Consider the following 19,854-nt stretch of genomic DNA (forward strand, 5'->3'; position numbering starts at 1 on the left):
GGAAAATGAAACTCGAGTTTTCAATTTATCGCTATAACCCGGATGTTGACGACGCTCCGCATATGCAGGATTACACCCTCGAAGCGGAAGAAGGTCGTGACATGATGCTGCTGGATGCGCTGATCCAGCTGAAAGAAAAAGATCCGTCGCTGTCGTTCCGCCGCTCCTGCCGTGAAGGGGTTTGCGGTTCCGATGGTCTGAACATGAACGGGAAAAACGGTCTGGCGTGCATCACGCCAATCTCCGCGCTGAATCAGCCGGGCAAGAAGATTGTTATCCGTCCGCTGCCAGGATTACCGGTTATCCGTGATTTGGTGGTGGACATGGGGCAATTCTATGCACAATATGAGAAGATTAAGCCTTACTTGTTGAATAATGGGCAAAATCCTCCGGCTCGCGAGCATCTGCAGATGCCTGAGCAGCGTGAGAAACTCGATGGTCTGTACGAGTGTATTCTGTGCGCATGTTGTTCAACCTCGTGCCCGTCGTTCTGGTGGAACCCGGACAAGTTCATCGGCCCGGCTGGCCTGCTGGCTGCGTATCGCTTCCTGATCGACAGTCGCGATACCGAAACCAGCGAGCGCCTGGAAGGCCTGAGCGATGCTTTCAGCGTATTCCGCTGTCACAGCATTATGAACTGCGTCAGTGTGTGTCCTAAAGGGCTTAACCCGACGCGCGCCATCGGCCATATTAAGTCGATGCTGCTGCAGCGCAGCGCGTAAGCAACACGGTCTGTCCCGGATGGCGCTTGCGCTTATCCGGGCTACCAAAGCAGTAGCCCCGGCAAGCGTTAGCGCTGCCGGGGGACAGATAGCAGGAAATCTTTAAAAACCGCCACAAGATGTACCAGTAATCGAGGCGTTCAGTGCGAGGTAAGGCGGCAACTGAGCGCATCCCCGGGAGCATAGTGAACTATGTGACCGGGGTAAGCGAAGGCAGCCAACGCAACCGCAGCCTGAACGCTGAAGATTAATGGCAGTTTTTAAAGGTTCCTTAGCGGATAGAAACCACAACTCGTCCGCAACAAGTGAACCCCGGCACGTGCACTCGGTGTGCGTGGTAGTTTCTACGGCGAAATAAGCATAAAAGTGCTTAAGGGATCACGATGCAGAACGGCGCAATGAAAGCCTGGCTGGACTCTTCTTTCCTCTCTGGTTCGAACCAGAGCTGGATAGAACAGCTCTATGAAGACTTCTTAACCGATCCTGACTCTGTTGACGCCAACTGGCGTTCGATGTTCCAGCAGTTACCTGGCACCGGAGTTAAACCGGATCAATTCCATTCCAAAACACGTGATTATTTCCGTCGACTGGCGAAGGATGCCTCACGTTACACTTCTTCGATTTCCGACCCTGACACCAATGTGAAGCAGGTTAAAGTCCTGCAGCTCATCAACGCATACCGTTTCCGTGGCCACCAGCATGCGAATCTCGATCCGCTGGGACTGTGGAAGCAAGAGAGAGTGGCGGATCTTGATCCGGCCTACCACGATCTGACCGAGGCCGATTTCCAGGATAGCTATAACGTAGGTTCATTCGCCATCGGTAAAGACACGATGAAGCTGGGCGACCTGATTGCCGCCCTCAAGCAAACCTACTGCGGCTCCATCGGCGCGGAATACATGCATATCACCTCTACTGAGGAAAAACGCTGGATCCAGCAGCGTATTGAATCGGTAGCCGGTAAAGCGAGCTTCACCGCGGCAGAGAAAAAGCGCTTCCTCAGTGAACTGACCGCTGCAGAAGGGCTGGAACGCTACCTCGGCGCCAAATTCCCGGGGGCGAAACGCTTCTCGCTGGAAGGGGGTGATGCCCTGATCCCGATGCTCAAAGAGATGATCCGCCATGCAGGCAAAAGCGGCACCCGCGAAGTGGTGCTGGGCATGGCGCACCGTGGCCGTCTGAACGTGCTGGTCAACGTGCTGGGTAAAAAACCGCAGGACCTGTTCGACGAGTTCGCGGGCAAACATAAAGAACACCTCGGCACCGGCGACGTGAAGTACCACATGGGCTTCTCTTCCGATATGGAAACCGAAGGCGGTCTGGTCCACCTGGCGCTGGCGTTTAACCCGTCGCACCTGGAGATCGTTAGCCCGGTGGTTATCGGTTCCGTACGCGCCCGTCTGGATCGTCTGGACGAGCCAAGCAGCAACAAAGTTCTGCCTATTACCATCCACGGCGACGCCGCCGTTACCGGCCAGGGCGTGGTTCAGGAAACCCTGAACATGTCGAAAGCCCGCGGTTACGAAGTCGGCGGTACCGTGCGTATCGTTATCAACAACCAGGTTGGCTTTACCACCTCCAACCCGCTGGATGCGCGTTCTACGCCATACTGTACCGATATCGGTAAGATGGTTCAGGCGCCGATTTTCCACGTTAACGCGGATGACCCGGAAGCCGTTGCTTTCGTTACCCGTCTGGCGCTGGATTTCCGTAATACCTTCAAACGCGATGTCTTTATCGACCTGGTGTGCTACCGCCGTCACGGCCATAACGAAGCCGACGAGCCGAGCGCAACCCAGCCGCTGATGTACCAGAAAATCAAAAAGCATCCGACCCCGCGCAAAATCTATGCTGACAAGCTGGAGCAGGAGAAAGTTGCGACGCTGGAAGACGCGACTGAGCAGGTTAACCTTTACCGCGATGCGCTGGATGCCGGCGAATGCGTGGTAGAGGAGTGGCGTCCGATGAATATGCACTCCTTTACCTGGTCTCCCTACCTCAACCACGAGTGGGACGAGAGCTATCCGGATAAAGTGGATCCGAAACGTCTGCAAGAGCTGGCTAAACGCATCAGTACGGTGCCGGAAGGTATCGAAATGCAGTCCCGTGTAGCGAAAATCTACGGCGATCGCCAACTGATGGCCGCCGGCGAGAAGCTGTTCGATTGGGGCGGCGCTGAAAACCTGGCTTATGCCACCCTGGTTGACGAAGGCATTCCGGTGCGCCTGTCCGGTGAAGACTCCGGTCGCGGCACCTTCTTCCACCGTCACGCGGTTATCCATAACCAGAGCAACGGTTCTACCTATACCCCGCTGCAGCATGTGCACAACGGCCAGGGCCAGTTCCGCGTCTGGGACTCGGTGCTGTCTGAAGAAGCCGTGCTGGCGTTCGAATACGGTTACGCCACCGCAGAGCCGCGTACGCTGACCATCTGGGAAGCGCAGTTCGGCGACTTCGCCAACGGCGCGCAGGTGGTGATTGATCAGTTCATCTCCTCTGGCGAACAGAAATGGGGCCGGATGTGCGGTCTGGTGATGTTGCTGCCGCACGGCTACGAAGGGCAGGGCCCGGAGCACTCCTCCGCGCGTCTGGAACGCTATCTGCAACTGTGCGCTGAGCAGAACATGCAGGTTTGCGTACCGTCCACCCCGGCACAGGTTTACCATATGCTGCGTCGTCAGGCGCTGCGCGGTATGCGCCGTCCGCTGGTGGTGATGTCGCCGAAGTCTCTGCTGCGCCACCCGCTGGCGGTCTCCAGCATGGACGAACTGGCGAACGGCACCTTTATGCCGGCCATCGGCGAAATCGACGAACTCGATCCGCAAGCCGTGAAGCGCGTCGTACTGTGCTCTGGTAAGGTTTACTACGACCTGCTGGAACAGCGCCGCAAAAACGAGCAAAAAGATGTCGCCATTGTGCGTATCGAACAGCTCTACCCGTTCCCGCATCAGGCGGTGCAGGAAGCGCTGAAAGCTTACTCGCACGTACATGATTTTGTCTGGTGCCAGGAAGAGCCGCTCAACCAGGGCGCATGGTACTGCAGCCAGCACCACCTTCGTGAAGTAGTTCCATTTGGGGCCTCTCTGCGTTATGCAGGCCGCCCGGCCTCCGCCTCTCCGGCGGTAGGGTACATGTCCGTTCACCAGAAACAGCAACAAGATCTGGTCAATGACGCGCTGAACGTCGATTAATTAAAGGATACACAATGAGTAGCGTAGATATTCTGGTTCCCGACCTGCCTGAGTCCGTAGCTGACGCAACCGTCGCCACCTGGCATAAAAAACCGGGCGACGCGGTCGTCCGTGACGAAGTTCTGGTCGAAATCGAAACTGACAAAGTGGTACTGGAAGTACCGGCATCAGCGGACGGCATTCTGGATGCAGTGCTGGAAGACGAGGGCGCTACCGTCCTGTCTCGCCAGATCCTTGGCCGCCTGCGTGAGGGCAACAGCGCAGGTAAAGAAACCAGCGAAAAAGCGGATGCGAAAGCGTCCACCCCGGCGCAGCGCCAGCAGGCTTCTCTGGAAGAGCAGAACAACGATGCGCTCAGCCCGGCGATCCGTCGTCTGCTGGCGGAGCACAACCTCGACGCCGCTGCCATCAAAGGTACCGGCGTGGGTGGCCGTCTGACTCGTGAAGACGTCGAGAAACATCTGGCGAAAGCCCCGGCGGCGGCTGAAGCCAAAGCGCCAGCGGCTACCGCGGCAGCGACACCAGCGCCGCAGCTGGGTCACCGTTCAGAAAAACGCGTCCCGATGACCCGTCTGCGTAAACGCGTGGCCGAGCGTCTGCTGGAAGCGAAAAATTCCACCGCCATGCTGACGACCTTTAACGAAGTCAACATGAAGCCGATTATGGATCTGCGTAAGCAGTACGGCGATGCCTTCGAAAAACGTCACGGTATCCGTCTGGGCTTCATGTCCTTCTACGTGAAAGCGGTGGTTGAAGCGCTGAAACGCTATCCGGAAGTGAACGCTTCCATCGATGGCGACGACGTGGTTTACCACAACTACTTTGACGTCAGCATGGCAGTGTCCACTCCGCGCGGCCTGGTAACCCCGGTTCTGCGTGACGTTGACCTGCTGGGCATGGCGGACATCGAAAAGAATATCAAAGAGCTGGCGGTGAAAGGCCGTGACGGCAAGCTGACCGTAGATGACCTGACCGGCGGTAACTTCACCATTACCAACGGCGGCGTCTTCGGTTCCCTGATGTCCACGCCGATCATCAACCCACCGCAGAGCGCCATCCTGGGTATGCATGCCATTAAAGACCGTCCGATGGCGGTGAATGGCAAGGTAGAGATCCTGCCGATGATGTACCTGGCGCTCTCCTATGACCACCGTCTGATCGATGGGCGTGAATCGGTTGGCTTCCTGGTGGCGATTAAAGAGCTGCTGGAAGATCCGACTCGTCTGCTGCTGGACGTGTAGTCAGTAAGAGTATGACTTACCGTAGGCCGGATAAGGCATTTTTGCCGCCATCCGGCGTTGATGAGATGCCTGATGGCGACGCTAGCGCGTCTTATCAGGCCTACAGGTTTAAAGATAATTACACCCTGAAGGATGGACTGAACACATGAACTTACATGAATATCAGGCAAAACAACTTTTTGCCCGCTATGGCTTACCGGCGCCGGTGGGTTATGCCTGTACTACTCCGCGTGAAGCAGAAGAAGCCGCTTCAAAAATCGGCGCGGGTCCGTGGGTAGTGAAATGTCAGGTTCACGCTGGTGGCCGCGGTAAAGCGGGCGGTGTGAAAGTAGTTAAGAGCAAAGAAGAGATCCGCGCTTTTGCTGAGCATTGGCTGGGCAAACGCCTGGTGACTTACCAAACCGATGCCAACGGCCAGCCGGTAAACCAGATTCTGGTTGAAGCGGCGACCGATATTGATAAAGAGCTGTATCTGGGCGCGGTCGTTGATCGTAGCTCCCGTCGCGTGGTGTTCATGGCGTCGACTGAAGGCGGCGTGGAAATCGAAAAAGTCGCGGAAGAAACCCCGCACCTGATCCACAAGATCGCCATCGATCCGCTGGCGGGCCCGATGCCTTATCAGGGGCGTGAACTGGCGTTCAAACTGGGTCTGGAAGGTAAGCAGGTTCAGCAGTTCACCAAGATTTTCATGGGTCTGGCGACCATTTTCCTTGAGCGCGACCTGGCGCTGATCGAAATCAACCCGCTGGTTATCACTAAGCAGGGCGACCTGATCTGCCTCGACGGCAAACTGGGCGCTGACGGCAACGCGCTGTTCCGCCAGCCGGATCTGCGCGAAATGCGCGACCAGTCTCAGGAAGATCCGCGCGAAGCGCAGGCGGCGCAGTGGGAACTGAACTACGTGGCGCTGGATGGCAACATCGGCTGCATGGTTAACGGCGCAGGCCTGGCGATGGGCACCATGGACATCGTTAAGCTGCACGGCGGCGAACCGGCTAACTTCCTCGACGTTGGCGGCGGCGCCACCAAAGAGCGCGTGACCGAAGCGTTCAAAATCATCCTTTCTGATGACAATGTGAAAGCAGTGCTGGTTAACATCTTCGGCGGCATCGTGCGTTGCGACCTGATCGCTGACGGCATCATCGGCGCGGTAGCGGAAGTTGGGGTTAACGTTCCGGTCGTGGTTCGTCTGGAAGGTAACAACGCCGAACTGGGCGCGAAAAAACTGGCTGACAGCGGCCTGAATATTATTGCAGCGAAAAGTCTGACGGACGCAGCACAGCAGGTTGTTGCCGCAGTGGAGGGGAAATAATGTCAGTTTTAATTAATAAAGATACCAAGGTTATCTGCCAGGGCTTCACCGGTAGCCAGGGGACCTTCCACTCTGAACAAGCGATCGCTTACGGTACGCAAATGGTTGGCGGCGTGACGCCAGGCAAAGGCGGCACCACCCACCTGGGCCTGCCGGTATTTAATACCGTGCGCGAAGCTGTTGAAGCGACCGGCGCGACCGCGACCGTTATCTACGTTCCGGCGCCGTTCTGCAAAGACTCCATTCTGGAAGCAATCGACGCGGGCATTAAGCTGATTATCACCATCACCGAAGGTATCCCGACGCTGGATATGCTGACCGTGAAAGTGAAGCTGGACGAAGCGGGCGTGCGCATGATTGGCCCGAACTGCCCAGGCGTTATCACCCCGGGCGAATGCAAAATCGGCATCATGCCGGGTCACATTCACAAGCCGGGTAAAGTGGGCATCGTTTCCCGTTCCGGTACCCTGACCTATGAAGCGGTTAAGCAGACCACCGACTACGGCTTCGGCCAGTCTACCTGCGTCGGTATCGGCGGCGACCCGATCCCGGGCTCCAACTTCATCGATATCCTGAAGCTGTTCCAGGAAGATCCGCAGACCGAAGCGATCGTGATGATCGGTGAGATCGGCGGCAGCGCGGAAGAAGAAGCGGCAGCCTACATCAAAGAGCACGTGACCAAGCCGGTTGTCGGCTACATCGCGGGCGTGACCGCGCCGAAAGGCAAGCGTATGGGCCACGCGGGCGCCATCATCGCTGGCGGTAAAGGTACTGCTGATGAGAAATTCGCCGCCCTGGAAGCCGCTGGTGTGAAAACCGTTCGCAGCCTGGCCGATATCGGCGAAGCGCTGAAAGCTATCATCAAGTAAACCCTCTCTGCTTCTCCGAAGCAGAAATCTGTCCGATTTCGACATGGTTGGCCACCGTCAGGTGGCCTTTTTTATGGGCGTTATCCATCTCGCCAGAACATCCGCTGAACCGGCGGAATGCCTGCTCCGTGAAAAACCTTATCTATCATATTGATTTTATGAATTATTTCATGAATATAATCCCGGCAGCGTGGTTGCTGAAGGAAATATTTCCGCAATTCGCGACAGGCAAGGGTTTTAGATAGTGAAAAAACAGAAGAGAAGGGCATAAGAAAACAGGAAAAATACTGTGAGCAGTCTAGCATTATTAGGATCGGCGCATTTTTTTTCATTTTTCCCCGCGGCGTTAAATAATATTACCTATGATTCTCATATCTCTCTTTTCAGTAACCAAGCAAGCCATACTTTAAACACAACATTAACATTAAGTTCACCAATATTCTTTATTGAGCTACATAATTAACACGTAGAGTAAAAATTGATTTATATCAATGCTTAATGCTTGGAAAAATTCTTCAAAAAACGTTAAATTGTCGCAAGTCAAATTGGCCTAAACAGGCTATCTTCGCTATATATTGATCACCGTCGAAAAATGTAAAACTGGAACAATAAAAACATATTTATTGTAAGGTTATTGCGGCGTAATATATTGGGGAATCAATTGGGTTTTCGTTAACGTATTTGTAACCTTGTCGTGGCGTGGCTTCACTTTCAGGTGAAACGCGCTGCGGACGGGCCAACAAATAACTTTTGTATTGGGGCATGCGTATGAGCCAGAGCTTCTCGGTTCATTTTCGGAGTCTTCATGCGATGAGCAAGGAGTCATGATGTTAGATATAGTCGAACTGTCGCGCTTACAGTTTGCCTTGACCGCGATGTACCACTTCCTTTTTGTGCCGCTAACGCTCGGTATGGCGTTCCTGCTGGCCATCATGGAAACGGTTTACGTCCTTTCCGGCAAACAGATTTATAAAGATATGACCAAATTCTGGGGCAAGTTGTTTGGTATCAACTTCGCGCTGGGTGTGGCGACCGGTCTGACCATGGAGTTCCAGTTCGGGACTAACTGGTCGTATTACTCACACTACGTGGGCGATATCTTCGGTGCGCCGCTGGCCATTGAAGGTCTGATGGCCTTCTTCCTCGAATCCACCTTTGTAGGTCTGTTCTTCTTCGGTTGGGATCGTCTGGGTAAAGTTCAGCACATGGCGGTCACCTGGCTGGTTGCGCTGGGCTCCAACCTCTCCGCGCTGTGGATCCTCGTCGCCAACGGCTGGATGCAGAACCCTATCGCATCGGACTTCAACTTCGAAACCATGCGTATGGAGATGGTCAGCTTCTCTGAACTGGTGCTCAACCCGGTCGCCCAGGTGAAGTTCGTTCACACCGTGGCGTCTGGCTATGTCACCGGCGCGATGTTCATCCTGGCTATCAGCTCCTGGTATATGCTGAAAGGCCGCGACTTTGCCTTTGCTAAGCGCTCCTTTGCCATCGCAGCCAGCTTCGGTATGGCGGCGATCCTCTCCGTTATTGTGCTGGGTGACGAATCCGGTTACGAAATGGGTGACGTGCAGAAAACCAAACTGGCGGCTATCGAAGCTGAGTGGGAAACCCAGCCGGCGCCGGCTGCCTTTACTCTGTTTGGTATTCCCGATCAGAATGCGCAGACCAACCACTTCGCGATCCAGATCCCTTACGCGCTGGGCATCATCGCCACCCGCTCGGTGGATAAGCCGGTTATCGGCCTGAAAGATCTGATGGTTCAGCACGAAGAGCGTATCCGTAACGGGATGAAAGCGTACGCGCTACTGGAGCAGCTGCGCGCCGGTTCGACCGACCAGGCCGTGCGTGACCAGTTCAATAGCGTGAAGAAAGACCTCGGCTATGGCCTGTTGCTGAAGCGCTATACCCCGAACGTCGCTGACGCCACGGAAGAGCAGATCGCCAAAGCGACCAAAGACTCTATTCCAAGCGTCGCCCCGCTGTACTTCGCCTTCCGTATCATGGTGGCGTGCGGCATCCTGATGCTGTTGATTATCGGCGCCTCCTTCTGGAGCGTGATTCGTAACCGCATTGGCGAGAAAAAATGGCTGCTGCGCGCCGCGTTCTTTGGCCTGCCGCTGCCGTGGATTGCCGTGGAGTCGGGCTGGTTTGTTGCCGAGTATGGCCGTCAGCCGTGGGCGATTGGTGAGGTCCTGCCGACCGCGGTGGCCAACTCGTCGCTGACCGCAGGCGATCTGATCTTCTCAATGTTGCTGATCTGCGGTCTGTACACGCTGTTCCTGGTGGCTGAACTGTTCCTGATGTTCAAGTTTGCCCGCAAAGGACCTAGCAGCCTGAAAACCGGCCGCTATCACTTTGAACAGTCCTCTGCGGCTATTCAGTCGGCACGCTAAGACAGGAGTCGTCAAATGATCGATTATGAAGTATTGCGTTTTATCTGGTGGCTGCTGATTGGCATTCTGCTGATTGGCTTCGCTGTCGCCGACGGGTTCGACATGGGGGTGGGCATGCTCACCCGTTTCCTCGGCCGTAACGACACCGAGCGTCGGATTATGATCAACGCCATCGCTCCGCACTGGGACGGTAACCAGGTGTGGCTGATCACCGCCGGCGGCGCGCTGTTCGCGGCCTGGCCGATGGTTTACGCCGCAGCGTTCTCTGGCTTCTATGTGGCGATGATTCTGGTGCTGGCTTCGCTGTTCTTCCGTCCGGTCGGTTTTGACTACCGTTCCAAGATCGAGGACACCCGCTGGCGCAACATGTGGGACTGGGGCATCTTCATCGGTAGCTTCGTGCCGCCGCTGGTGATTGGTGTGGCCTTCGGCAACCTGTTGCAGGGCGTGCCGTTCCACGTCGATGAATACCTGCGTCTGTTCTATACCGGAAACTTCTTCCAGCTGCTGAACCCGTTTGGTCTGCTGGCCGGTATCGTCAGCGTGGCGATGATCCTGACTCAGGGTGCCACCTACCTGCAGATGCGTACCGTAGGCGAACTGCACCTGCGTACCCGCACCGTTTCCACGGTGGCGGCGCTGGTGACGCTGGTCTGCTTCGCGCTGGCGGGCGTGTGGGTCTACTACGGCATCGACGGCTATGTGGTGAAATCAGTAATGGATCATAGCGGCCCGTCTAACCCGCTGACTAAAGAAGTCGTGCGTGAGGCCGGTGCATGGATGGTGAACTTTAATAACATGCCAGCGCTGTGGGCCGTTCCTGCCCTGGGCGTGGTGCTGCCGCTGCTGACCGTCGTCTCGACTAAAGCGGATAAAGGCGCGTGGGCATTCCTGTTCTCCTCGCTGACCCTGGCCTGCATCATTCTGACCGCCGGTATTGCGATGTTCCCGTTCATCATGCCGTCCAGCACCATGCTGAACGCCAGCCTGACGATGTGGGACGCGACCTCCAGTCAGCGGACGCTGAACCTGATGACCTACGTGGCGATTGTCTTCGTGCCGATCATTCTGGCCTACACCAGCTGGTGTTACTGGAAGATGTTCGGCCGCATTACGCGCGAAGACATCGAAAAGAACACCCACTCGCTGTACTAAGGTAAGGAGCTATATATGTGGTACTTCGCATGGATTTTGGGAACGCTTCTTGCCTGTGCCTTTGGGGTGATTACCGCGCTGGCGCTTGAGCACGTGGAAGCCACCAAAGCAGGTAAAGAAGAACACTGATGAGTATTATCGTGATGCGATATACGAAATCATTCGGATTGCATCGAGGCGGCAAGTCTGTGAATCCCCAGGAGCTTACACCAGTAAGTGACTGGGGTAAGCAGACGTAGCCAACAAAGAGGCGACGTGAATGATAAAGTATATGTATGCGATAATGGACAAGCGCCCGTTAAGGGCGCTTTCCTTATTGATGGCGCTGCTGCTGGCAGGCTGCATCTTCTGGGATCCGTCGCGCTTTGCGGCGAAGACCAGCGAGCTGGAAATCTGGCATGGTTTCTTGCTGATGTGGGCGGTTTGCAGCGGCGTTATTCACGGCGTGGGCTTCCGTCCGCGTGCCGTTCACTGGCAGGGGATTTTTTGTCCGCTTATCGCTGATATCGTGCTCGCTTTGGGTCTCTTCTTTTTCTTCTTTTGAATAAGAGATCTCTGTTAATGGTATGGGCTTGCATAAGCCCATAAAAATTTACGCCCCGTTTACTTTCCCCCATTCCAAACCACCTTTCCCGCGCGTATAGTAGCGAAGTTTGAAAGCTCTAACCTTTTTTTGCATTACCGGGATGTAAAGTGAATACAACGCTGTTTCGATGGCCGGTTCGGGTCTACTACGAAGATACCGACGCCGGTGGTGTGGTTTACCACGCCAGTTACGTCGCTTTTTATGAAAGAGCACGCACAGAGATGCTGCGCCACCATCACTTTAGTCAACAGGTGCTGTTGGCTGAACGCGTTGCCTTCGTGGTTCGCAAAATGACGCTGGAGTATTTTGCCCCCGCCAGACTCGACGACATGCTCGAAGTCCAGACGGAAATTACCTCGATGCGCGGCACCTCTTTGGTTTTCACGCAGCGAATCGTCAACGCCGAGAATACAGTGTTAAACGAAGCTGAGGTTCTCATTGTGTGCGTTGATCCACTCTTAATGAAGCCACGTGCGCTTCCCAAGTCTATTGTCGCGGAGTTTAAGCAGTGACTGACATGAATATCCTTGATTTGTTCCTGAAGGCGAGCCTTCTGGTTAAACTTATCATGTTGATTTTGATTGGTTTTTCTATCGCTTCCTGGGCTATCATTATTCAGAGAACGCGTATCCTTAACTCGGCCGCGCGTGAAGCTGAAGCGTTCGAGGACAAATTCTGGTCCGGGATCGAGCTGTCCCGTTTGTACCAGGAGAGCCAGGGGCGTCGCGATAACCTGACCGGTTCGGAACAAATCTTCTACAGCGGTTTCAAAGAATTTGCGCGCCTGCATCGGGCCAACAGCCATGCGCCGGAAGCGATTGTCGAAGGGGCATCGCGCGCGATGCGTATTTCGATGAACCGCGAGCTGGAAACGCTGGAAACCCATATCCCGTTCCTCGGCACCGTAGGCTCCATCAGCCCGTATATCGGTCTGTTCGGTACTGTCTGGGGGATTATGCATGCCTTTATCGCCCTTGGCGCGGTGAAGCAGGCCACCCTGCAGATGGTGGCGCCAGGTATCGCCGAAGCGCTGATCGCCACCGCGATCGGTCTGTTCGCCGCGATCCCGGCGGTCATGGCGTACAACCGCCTGAACCAGCGCGTGAACAAGCTTGAACTGAACTACGACAACTTTATGGAAGAGTTCACCGCTATTCTGCACCGTCAGGCCTTTACCACCAGCGAAAGCAATAAGGGGTAAGCCATGGCCAGAGCACGTGGACGCGGACGTCGCGAACTGAAGTCCGAGATCAACATCGTTCCGCTGCTGGATGTCCTGCTGGTACTGCTGCTGATCTTTATGGCAACGGCGCCCATCATTACGCAGAGCGTGGAAGTCGATCTGCCGGACGCCACGGAATCGCAAGCGGTGAAAAGCAATGACGATCCGCCGGTGATTGTGGAAGTCTCCGGGGTAGGGCAGTACAGCGTGAAAGTGGGGCAGGAGACGCTGTCCCAGCTGCCGCCGGAGCAGGTGATTGCCGAAGCGAAGCGTCGTCTTGAAGCCAATGAGAAAACGGTATTCCTGATCGGCGGTGCGAAAGACGTCCCTTACGATGAAATTATTAAAGCGCTGAACCTGTTGCATAGTGCAGGGGTTAAATCGGTCGGCTTGATGACCAAACCTATTTAATCGCTTCAGGTATGTGCGTCCGCGTGGCGTCCGATGGTGAGTATCGCTCGCCGTCGGCGTGCATCGCGGGTACAGGCGAACAGTTTTTGGGAACCGATAGTGTCAAAGGCAACCGAACAAAACGACAAGCTTAAACGAGCGATCATCATTTCAGTCGCGCTGCACATCATTCTGATCGCGCTGCTGATCTGGAGTTCGTTTGACGAGCATCTGGATGCCTCTGCCGGCGGCGGCGGGGGATCGTCCATTGATGCCGTCATGGTCGATCCGGGGGCGGTGGTAAATAACTATAACCGTCAGCAACAGCAGCAGGCCAGCGCACGTCGCGCCGCTGAGCAGCGTGAAAAACAGGCGCAGCAGCAGGCGGAAGAGTTACGTGAGAAACAGGCAGCGGAACAGGAACGGCTGAAACAGCTCGAACAGGAACGGCTGCAGGCGCAGGAAGCGGCGAAAGAAGCGAAGGAACAGCAGAAGCAGGCTGAGGAAGCGGCTGCCAAGGCTGCCGCGGCGGCGAAAGCCAAAGCGGATGCGCAGGCTAAAGAAGCGCAGGAAGCGGCTGCCAAAGCGGCTGCCGACGCAAAAGCGAAGGCGGATGCCCAGGCAAAAGCGGCTGAGCTGGCAGCGGCTAAAGCCGCCGCTGACGCGAAGAAACAGGCCGATGCCGCCGCCGCGAAAGCGGCAGCCGATGCGAAGAAACAGGCGGAAGCCGAAGCGGCGAAAGCCGCAGCAGAAGCGCAGAAGAAAGCGGAAGCGGCAGCGGCGAAGAAAGCGCAGCAGGAAGCAGAGAAGAAGGCCCAGCAGGAGGCGGCTAAGCAAGCTGCGGCTGAAAAAGCGGCAGCAGAAAAAGCCGCCGAAAAAGCCGCTGAGAAAGCTGCCGCCCAAAAAGCGGCCGCAGAGAAGGCCGCCGCCGAGAAAGCCGCCGCAGCTGAAAAAGCGGCGGCAGCCAAAGCGGCTGCGGCAGAGAAGGCAGCGGCCGATAAAGCGGCCAAAGCGGCAGCAGCAAAAGCGGCGGCAGCGAAGAAAGCGGCTGCCGCGAAAGAAGCGGACGGCGTTGACGACCTGCTTGGCGATCTGAGTTCGGGTAAGAATGCGCCTAAAACAGGCGGAGGAGCCAAAGGAAACAATGCCTCTGCTGCCGGGAGTGGTAATACTAAAAACAGTGCCTCGGGGGCTGATATCAATAACTATGCCGGGCAGATAAAGTCGGCGATTGAAAGTAAGTTTTATGACGCATCGTCCTATGCAGGCAAAACATGTACCTTGCGTATCAAACTTGCTCCTGACGGCCTGTTGTTAAATATACAGTCCGAAGGTGGTGATCCTGCTCTGTGCCAGGCCGCTCTTGCCGCAGCCCGGCAGGCTAAGTTCCCGAAACCACCTAGCCAGGCAGTATATGAAGTCTTCAAAAATGCGCCACTGGACTTCAAACCTCAGTGATATTTTTCCCCGTGCAAACGGGGAAAAACAATCTATGGTAGTCACAGGGTTTTGGTAGTTTTGTATATTTGAGTTTGTTAACATTCTGCTAAATTATCGTGGGCTTTCCGCCCGGATAAGGGAGATATGATGAAGCAGGCATTACGAGTAGCATTTGGTTTTTTAATGCTGTGGGCGGCGGTGCTGCACGCAGAAGTACGTATCGAGATCACCCAGGGGGTGGACTCGGCACGCCCTATCGGCGTGGTACCGTTCCAGTGGGCCGGCCAGGGCGCTGCGCCTGAAGATGTTGGCGGTATCGTGGCAGCTGACCTGCGCAACAGTGGTAAATTCAACCCGCTGGATCGCTCGCGTCTGCCGCAGCAGCCGACCAGTGCCCAGGAAGTGCAGCCTGCTGCCTGGTCTGCGCTGGGTATCGACGCCGTGGTCGTCGGTCAGGTCACGTCAAACCCGGATGGTTCTTATCAGGTAGCATATCAGCTGGTGGATACCGGCGGTGCGCCGGGTACAACGCTGGCGCAAGGCTCTTTTAAAGTCACTAAACAGTACCTGCGCTACGCAGCGCACGCTGCCAGCGACGCGGTATTTGAGAAGCTGACCGGCATCAAGGGCGCCTTCCGTACCCGTATCGCCTACGTGGTGCAGAAAAACGGCGGCCAGTTCCCTTACGAACTGCGCGTGTCCGACTACGATGGTTACAACCAGTTCCTTGTTCACCGTTCCTCCCAGCCGCTGATGTCCCCGGCCTGGTCTCCGGACGGTTCTAAACTGGCTTACGTGACCTTTGAAAGTGGTCGTTCTGCGCTGGTGGTTCAGACCCTGGCGAACGGCGCTGTGCGTCAGATCGCCTCCTTCCCGCAGCACAACGGCGCGCCGGCGTTCTCTCCGGATGGCTCTAAGTTGGCCTTCGCGCTGTCGAAAACCGGTAGCCTGAACCTGTACGTGATGGATCTGGGCTCCGGTCAGATTCGTCAGGTGACTAACGGTCGCAGCAACAACACCGAACCAAGCTGGTTCCCGGACAGCCAGAACCTGGCCTTCACCTCTGACCAGGCCGGTCGTCCGCAGGTGTATAAAGTCAACATCAATGGCGGCACGCCGCAGCGTATCACCTGGGAAGGTTCACAGAACCAGGACGCCGACGTGAGCGCAGATGGTAAAACCATGGTAATGGTCAGCTCGGCCGGCGGTCAGCAGCACATTGCCAAACAAGATCTGGAAGCGGGTGGTGTACAGGTTCTGTCATCAACGTTTTTAGACGAAACGCCAAGTCTGGCACCTAACGGCACTATGGTAATCTACAGCTCTTCTCAGGGGATGGGATCCGTGCTGAATCTGGTTTCTACAGATGGGCGTTTCAAAGCGCGTCTTCCGGCAACTGATGGACAGGTAAAATCGCCTGCCTGGTCGCCGTATCTGTGATAATAAATAATTGATTATTAAAGGAATCAAAGAAATGCAACTGAACAAAGTGCTGAAAGGGCTGATGATCGCTCTGCCGGTTATGGCAATCGCGGCATGTTCTTCTAACAAGAACGCCAGCAACGACCAGAGCGGTGAAGGCATGCTGGGTGCCGGCACTGGTATGGACGCTAACGGTAACGGCGGCAACATGTCTTCTGAAGAGCAAGCTCGTCTGCAGATGCAGCAGCTGCAACAGAACAACATCGTTTACTTCGATCTGGACAAGTACGATATCCGTTCTGACTTCGCTGCCATGCTGGACGCGCATGCGAACTTCCTGCGCAGCAACCCGTCCTACAAAGTGACTGTAGAAGGTCACGCGGATGAGCGCGGTACGCCGGAATACAACATCGCTCTGGGTGAGCGTCGTGCTAACGCCGTTAAGATGTATCTGCAGGGCAAAGGTGTTTCTGCCGATCAGATCTCCATCGTTTCTTACGGTAAAGAAAAACCAGCAGTACTGGGTCATGACGAAGCGGCATATGCCAAAAACCGTCGCGCCGTACTGGTTTACTAAGAGAATTGCATGAGCAGTAACTTCAGACATCATTTATTGAGTCTGTCGTTACTGGTTGGCATAGCGGCCCCCTGGGCCGCTTTTGCTCAGGCGCCAATCAGTAGTGTCGGCTCAGGCTCGGTCGAAGACCGCGTCACTCAACTCGAGCGTATTTCCAATGCTCACAGCCAGCTTTTAACCCAACTCCAGCAACAACTCTCTGATAACCAGACTGACATTGATTCTCTCCGTGGCCAGATCCAGGAGAACCAATATCAGCTGAATCAGATCGTTGAGCGCCAGAAGCAGATTCTGCTGCAGATAGATAGTCTGAGCAGCGGTGGCGGCGGCGCAGCGGCAGCATCAGGTACGCAGGCTCCATCGTCTTCCGGCGATCAGAGCGCGGCTGCTACCAGCGCAGCGCCAGCGGCCTCGTCAGGCGCCCCGGCGATGACCGGCGATGCGAACACCGATTACAATGCGGCCATTGCCCTGGTGAAGGATGCTTCACGCCAGGATGACGCAATGGTGGCGTTTCAGAACTTCGTTAAAAAGTACCCGGATTCAACTTATCAGCCGAACGCCAACTATTGGCTCGGACAGTTGAATTACAATAAGGGGAAAAAAGACGATGCGGCGTTTTACTTCGCCTCGGTGGTGAAGAACTACCCGAAATCGCCAAAAGCGCCTGACGCCATGTTTAAGGTCGGCGTGATCATGCAGGACAAGGGTGATACCGCGAAAGCGAAAGCGGTTTACCAGCAGGTGATCAGTAAATTCCCCGGCACCGACGGTGCGAAACAAGCGCAAAAACGTCTTAATGCTCTTGGTTGATTACGGCATGACCAGAAATCGCGTTATTTCTGGTCTTGTCGCCTGAATCACCAGCAGTTAAGTGATCTTTATCGAAATTTTAGTTGCGCTGAATTCTGAAATCAGTAATATATGCCGCCGTTGCCAAGGGATATCAAACAAGCCCAAAGCGATGCCAGAGTGGGTCGTTAGCTCAGTTGGTAGAGCAGTTGACTTTTAATCAATTGGTCGCAGGTTCGAATCCTGCACGACCCACCAATCGTTCTGGTGGAACGCGATAGTAAAACGTGAAGGATAACGTTGCGACAGCAACGGCCCATAGGGCGAGGCGAAGCCGAGTCATCCTGCACGACCCACCACTTAGCAGTATCCAGCGCAGTATCGGGTGATTAGCTCAGCTGGGAGAGCACCTCCCTTACAAGGAGGGGGTCGGCGGTTCGATCCCGTCATCACCCACCACCGGGTCGTTAGCTCAGTTGGTAGAGCAGTTGACTTTTAATCAATTGGTCGCAGGTTCGAATCCTGCACGACCCACCATCTTTAACATCGAACGTCGGTGTTAAACGTGGAGGATAACGTTGCTTCCGCAACGGCCCGAAGGGCGAGCGAAGCGAGTCATCCTGCACGACCCACCATCTTAATGATGGGGTCGGTGGACGCAGTATCGGTAGTATCCAGCGCAGTTTCGGGTGATTAGCTCAGCTGGGAGAGCACCTCCCTTACAAGGAGGGGGTCGGCGGTTCGATCCCGTCATCACCCACCACTCGGGTCGTTAGCTCAGTTGGTAGAGCAGTTGACTTTTAATCAATTGGTCGCAGGTTCGAATCCTGCACGACCCACCAATTTCAGCATTTAACTCAAATGTTGAACGTGAAGGATAACGTTGCGTCAGCAATGGCCCGAAGGGCGAGGCGAAGCCGAGTCATCCTGCACGACCCACCAATTTCAATATTGGTGTCGAGTGAAATTATTCAGGTAGTACCAGAGCGGGTCGTTAGCTCAGTTGGTAGAGCAGTTGACTTTTAATCAATTGGTCGCAGGTTCGAATCCTGCACGACCCACCATCCTGAATGATTACAGTAGCAAAATCCCGCAAGGGGTCGTTAGCTCAGTTGGTAGAGCAGTTGACTTTTAATCAATTGGTCGCAGGTTCGAATCCTGCACGACCCACCAATGTAAAAAGGCGCCCTAAAGGCGCCTTTTTGCTATCCGCCATACTCCAAAATTCGACTTCAGCATGACTCCACGGTCACGCTGCGCTTACCGTGGCTACACAGGGTACGAACCGGTCGTTTGGGCAGATGTGTAGCATCGTCCGCGGCATACGGGCTGATGTACAAAATTCATCACGACTTTTTGCTCGTAATCCGCTATCTTGTTTAGCATATAAAACACCATGACCGTGTTAAGGCGCAGACAGGCCATAGTGACGGTCTTAGAGTTAAGCCAGTAAAACGAGATTGCATGATGAGCGTAATGTTTGATCCTGAAACGGCGATTTATCCTTTCCCAGCGAAACCACAACCGCTGACCGTCGACGAAAAGCAGTTTTATCGCGAAAAAATCAAGCGCCTGTTGCGCGAGCGCGACGCCGTGATGGTGGCGCATTACTACACCGATCCTGAAATTCAACAACTGGCGGAAGAAACCGGCGGCTGTATCGCCGACTCGCTGGAGATGGCGCGTTTTGGCGCCCGTCATTCGGCCTCCACGCTGCTGGTCGCCGGGGTGCGTTTTATGGGGGAAACCGCCAAAATCCTCAGCCCGGAAAAGACCATTCTGATGCCGACCCTGAACGCGGAGTGTTCGCTGGATCTGGGCTGTCCGATTGAGGAATTCAACGCCTTCTGCGATGCCCATCCCGATCGCACCGTGGTGGTTTATGCCAATACGTCCGCCGCGGTGAAGGCCCGCGCTGACTGGGTGGTTACCTCCAGTATCGCCGTGGAACTCATTGATCATCTGGACAGCCTGGGTCAAAAGATCCTCTGGGCGCCGGACCGCCACCTTGGCCGCTATGTCCAGCGTCAGACCGGCGCAGACGTGCTGTGCTGGCAGGGGGCGTGCATCGTGCACGATGAGTTTAAAACCCAGGCACTGACGCGTATGAAGGCCCTCTATCCTGAAGCTGCTGTACTGGTCCATCCTGAATCGCCGCAGGCGATCGTCGAGATGGCGGATGCCGTGGGATCCACCAGCCAGCTGATTGCGGCGGCGAAAAGCTTGCCCCAGCGCCAGCTGATCGTGGCCACCGATCGCGGTATCTTCTATAAAATGCAGCAGGCGGTACCGGAGAAAACGCTGCTGGAAGCGCCCACTGCCGGCGAAGGGGCGACCTGCCGCAGCTGCGCGCACTGCCCGTGGATGGCGATGAACGGCCTGAAAGCCATTGCCGAGGGACTCGAACAGGGCGGCGCTGAACACGAAATCCACGTCGACGAAGCGCTGCGCACCGGGGCATTGATTCCGCTTAACCGGATGCTGGATTTTGCGGCTACACTACGGGGATAACGTATTGTCGCGTCGCAAGACGCTGAGG

17 protein-coding genes, 7 tRNA genes and 1 pseudogene are annotated in these 19,854 nt (G+C 55.4%); 24 read left to right on the top strand and 1 reads right to left on the bottom strand.

The features are described from left to right. Positions 1-5 precede the first annotated feature (5 nt). The 23 genes from sdhB (at position 6) to AS136_RS04480 (ending at position 18,488) form a co-directional block, all read left to right on the top strand. Positions 6-722, top strand: coding sequence for a succinate dehydrogenase iron-sulfur subunit SdhB (sdhB, locus tag AS136_RS04355; RefSeq protein WP_008805686.1), 717 nt, complete (start codon positions 6-8; stop codon positions 720-722). A gap of 383 nt (positions 723-1,105) precedes the next feature. Continuing rightward, positions 1,106-3,913 carry a 2-oxoglutarate dehydrogenase E1 component gene (gene sucA, locus AS136_RS04360; protein WP_008805687.1) on the top strand — a complete coding sequence of 936 codons (2,808 nt, stop codon included), beginning with the start codon at positions 1,106-1,108 and terminating at the stop codon, positions 3,911-3,913. 14 nt (positions 3,914-3,927) lie between these two features. Further along, positions 3,928-5,154: a 2-oxoglutarate dehydrogenase complex dihydrolipoyllysine-residue succinyltransferase gene (gene odhB, locus AS136_RS04365; RefSeq protein ID WP_012542428.1), complete on the top strand. Its 1,227-nt coding sequence runs from the start codon at positions 3,928-3,930 to the stop codon at positions 5,152-5,154. Positions 5,155-5,299: 145 nt separating this feature from the next. Continuing rightward, on the top strand, positions 5,300-6,466 hold the full coding sequence (gene sucC / locus AS136_RS04370; RefSeq protein WP_002895039.1) for an ADP-forming succinate--CoA ligase subunit beta: 1,167 nt from the start codon (positions 5,300-5,302) through the stop codon (positions 6,464-6,466). Beyond that, entirely contained in the window at positions 6,466-7,335 is an 870-nt protein-coding gene (gene sucD / locus AS136_RS04375; RefSeq protein WP_004885990.1) for a succinate--CoA ligase subunit alpha, read from the top strand. The genes sucC and sucD overlap by 1 nt, the downstream gene beginning before the upstream one ends. 827 nt (positions 7,336-8,162) lie before the next feature. Next, positions 8,163-9,731 (top strand): cytochrome ubiquinol oxidase subunit I, encoded by a 1,569-nt coding sequence (cydA, locus tag AS136_RS04380; protein ID WP_012542427.1) that lies wholly within the window; start codon positions 8,163-8,165, stop codon positions 9,729-9,731. A 15-nt stretch (positions 9,732-9,746) separates the two neighbouring features. Further along, entirely contained in the window at positions 9,747-10,886 is a 1,140-nt protein-coding gene (gene cydB / locus AS136_RS04385; RefSeq protein WP_008805690.1) for a cytochrome d ubiquinol oxidase subunit II, read from the top strand. A 15-nt stretch (positions 10,887-10,901) separates the two neighbouring features. Continuing rightward, complete coding sequence (gene cydX, locus AS136_RS04390; protein ID WP_004100325.1) at positions 10,902-11,015, top strand: cytochrome bd-I oxidase subunit CydX; 114 nt, start codon at positions 10,902-10,904, stop codon at positions 11,013-11,015. A 130-nt stretch (positions 11,016-11,145) separates the two neighbouring features. Then, positions 11,146-11,430 carry a cyd operon protein YbgE gene (gene ybgE, locus AS136_RS04395; RefSeq protein ID WP_008805691.1) on the top strand — a complete coding sequence of 95 codons (285 nt, stop codon included), beginning with the start codon at positions 11,146-11,148 and terminating at the stop codon, positions 11,428-11,430. 149 nt (positions 11,431-11,579) lie between these two features. Then, the gene (gene ybgC, locus AS136_RS04400) at positions 11,580-11,984 is read left to right on the top strand and encodes a tol-pal system-associated acyl-CoA thioesterase (RefSeq protein WP_002895056.1); all 405 of its coding nucleotides are present in this window, start codon (positions 11,580-11,582) and stop codon (positions 11,982-11,984) included. Further along, positions 11,981-12,673 (top strand): Tol-Pal system protein TolQ, encoded by a 693-nt coding sequence (gene tolQ / locus AS136_RS04405; RefSeq protein WP_004152221.1) that lies wholly within the window; start codon positions 11,981-11,983, stop codon positions 12,671-12,673. Before ybgC ends, tolQ begins: the two co-directional genes overlap by 4 nt. 3 nt (positions 12,674-12,676) lie before the next feature. Continuing rightward, the gene (gene tolR, locus AS136_RS04410) at positions 12,677-13,105 is read left to right on the top strand and encodes a colicin uptake protein TolR (protein ID WP_002895061.1); all 429 of its coding nucleotides are present in this window, start codon (positions 12,677-12,679) and stop codon (positions 13,103-13,105) included. A gap of 99 nt (positions 13,106-13,204) precedes the next feature. Next, positions 13,205-14,542, top strand: a complete 1,338-nt coding sequence (gene tolA, locus AS136_RS04415) for a cell envelope integrity protein TolA (RefSeq protein WP_023322242.1) — start codon at positions 13,205-13,207, stop codon at positions 14,540-14,542. Between the two features lie 129 nt (positions 14,543-14,671). Next, positions 14,672-15,964: a Tol-Pal system beta propeller repeat protein TolB gene (gene tolB, locus AS136_RS04420; protein WP_008805693.1), complete on the top strand. Its 1,293-nt coding sequence runs from the start codon at positions 14,672-14,674 to the stop codon at positions 15,962-15,964. A 34-nt stretch (positions 15,965-15,998) separates the two neighbouring features. After that, the gene (gene pal, locus AS136_RS04425) at positions 15,999-16,523 is read left to right on the top strand and encodes a peptidoglycan-associated lipoprotein Pal (RefSeq protein WP_002895068.1); all 525 of its coding nucleotides are present in this window, start codon (positions 15,999-16,001) and stop codon (positions 16,521-16,523) included. A gap of 9 nt (positions 16,524-16,532) precedes the next feature. Next, positions 16,533-17,336: a cell division protein CpoB gene (cpoB, locus tag AS136_RS04430; RefSeq protein WP_023297237.1), complete on the top strand. Its 804-nt coding sequence runs from the start codon at positions 16,533-16,535 to the stop codon at positions 17,334-17,336. A 161-nt stretch (positions 17,337-17,497) separates the two neighbouring features. Continuing rightward, positions 17,498-17,573: transfer RNA gene (locus AS136_RS04435), tRNA-Lys, on the top strand. A 125-nt stretch (positions 17,574-17,698) separates the two neighbouring features. Further along, positions 17,699-17,774 (top strand) — tRNA-Val (locus tag AS136_RS04445). A gap of 2 nt (positions 17,775-17,776) precedes the next feature. Then, positions 17,777-17,852: transfer RNA gene (locus AS136_RS04450), tRNA-Lys, on the top strand. Positions 17,853-18,002: 150 nt separating this feature from the next. Next, positions 18,003-18,078, top strand: a tRNA-Val gene (locus tag AS136_RS04460). A gap of 3 nt (positions 18,079-18,081) precedes the next feature. Further along, positions 18,082-18,157: transfer RNA gene (locus AS136_RS04465), tRNA-Lys, on the top strand. Between the two features lie 146 nt (positions 18,158-18,303). Further along, positions 18,304-18,379 (top strand) — tRNA-Lys (locus AS136_RS04475). A gap of 33 nt (positions 18,380-18,412) precedes the next feature. Further along, a tRNA-Lys gene (locus AS136_RS04480) sits at positions 18,413-18,488 on the top strand. Between the two features lie 76 nt (positions 18,489-18,564). Here AS136_RS04480 and AS136_RS28560 read toward each other — a convergent pair. Then, a pseudogene (locus AS136_RS28560) lies at positions 18,565-18,713 on the bottom strand (hypothetical protein). Between the two features lie 69 nt (positions 18,714-18,782). On the opposite strand from AS136_RS28560, the gene nadA reads away from it, so the two are divergent. After that, positions 18,783-19,826 (top strand): quinolinate synthase NadA, encoded by a 1,044-nt coding sequence (gene nadA / locus AS136_RS04485; RefSeq protein WP_012968682.1) that lies wholly within the window; start codon positions 18,783-18,785, stop codon positions 19,824-19,826. Positions 19,827-19,854: the final 28 nt, after the last annotated feature.

The organism is Klebsiella sp. D5A, assembly GCF_001620885.1.
Classification (GTDB): Bacteria; Pseudomonadota; Gammaproteobacteria; order Enterobacterales; family Enterobacteriaceae; genus Klebsiella; species Klebsiella variicola.

Bases quoted from the DNA above. Each gene is read 5' to 3' on its own strand.
- sdhB (WP_008805686.1), top strand. From the start codon at position 6: ATGAAACTCGAGTTTTCAATTTATCGCTATAACCCGGATGTTGACGAC.
- sucA (WP_008805687.1), top strand. From the start codon at position 1,106: ATGCAGAACGGCGCAATGAAAGCCTGGCTGGACTCTTCTTTCCTCTCT.
- odhB (WP_012542428.1), top strand. From the start codon at position 3,928: ATGAGTAGCGTAGATATTCTGGTTCCCGACCTGCCTGAGTCCGTAGCT.
- sucC (WP_002895039.1), top strand. From the start codon at position 5,300: ATGAACTTACATGAATATCAGGCAAAACAACTTTTTGCCCGCTATGGC.
- sucD (WP_004885990.1), top strand. From the start codon at position 6,466: ATGTCAGTTTTAATTAATAAAGATACCAAGGTTATCTGCCAGGGCTTC.
- cydA (WP_012542427.1), top strand. From the start codon at position 8,163: ATGTTAGATATAGTCGAACTGTCGCGCTTACAGTTTGCCTTGACCGCG.
- cydB (WP_008805690.1), top strand. From the start codon at position 9,747: ATGATCGATTATGAAGTATTGCGTTTTATCTGGTGGCTGCTGATTGGC.
- cydX (WP_004100325.1), top strand. From the start codon at position 10,902: ATGTGGTACTTCGCATGGATTTTGGGAACGCTTCTTGCCTGTGCCTTT.
- ybgE (WP_008805691.1), top strand. From the start codon at position 11,146: ATGATAAAGTATATGTATGCGATAATGGACAAGCGCCCGTTAAGGGCG.
- tolR (WP_002895061.1), top strand. From the start codon at position 12,677: ATGGCCAGAGCACGTGGACGCGGACGTCGCGAACTGAAGTCCGAGATC.
- tolB (WP_008805693.1), top strand. From the start codon at position 14,672: ATGAAGCAGGCATTACGAGTAGCATTTGGTTTTTTAATGCTGTGGGCG.
- pal (WP_002895068.1), top strand. From the start codon at position 15,999: ATGCAACTGAACAAAGTGCTGAAAGGGCTGATGATCGCTCTGCCGGTT.
- cpoB (WP_023297237.1), top strand. From the start codon at position 16,533: ATGAGCAGTAACTTCAGACATCATTTATTGAGTCTGTCGTTACTGGTT.
- nadA (WP_012968682.1), top strand. From the start codon at position 18,783: ATGAGCGTAATGTTTGATCCTGAAACGGCGATTTATCCTTTCCCAGCG.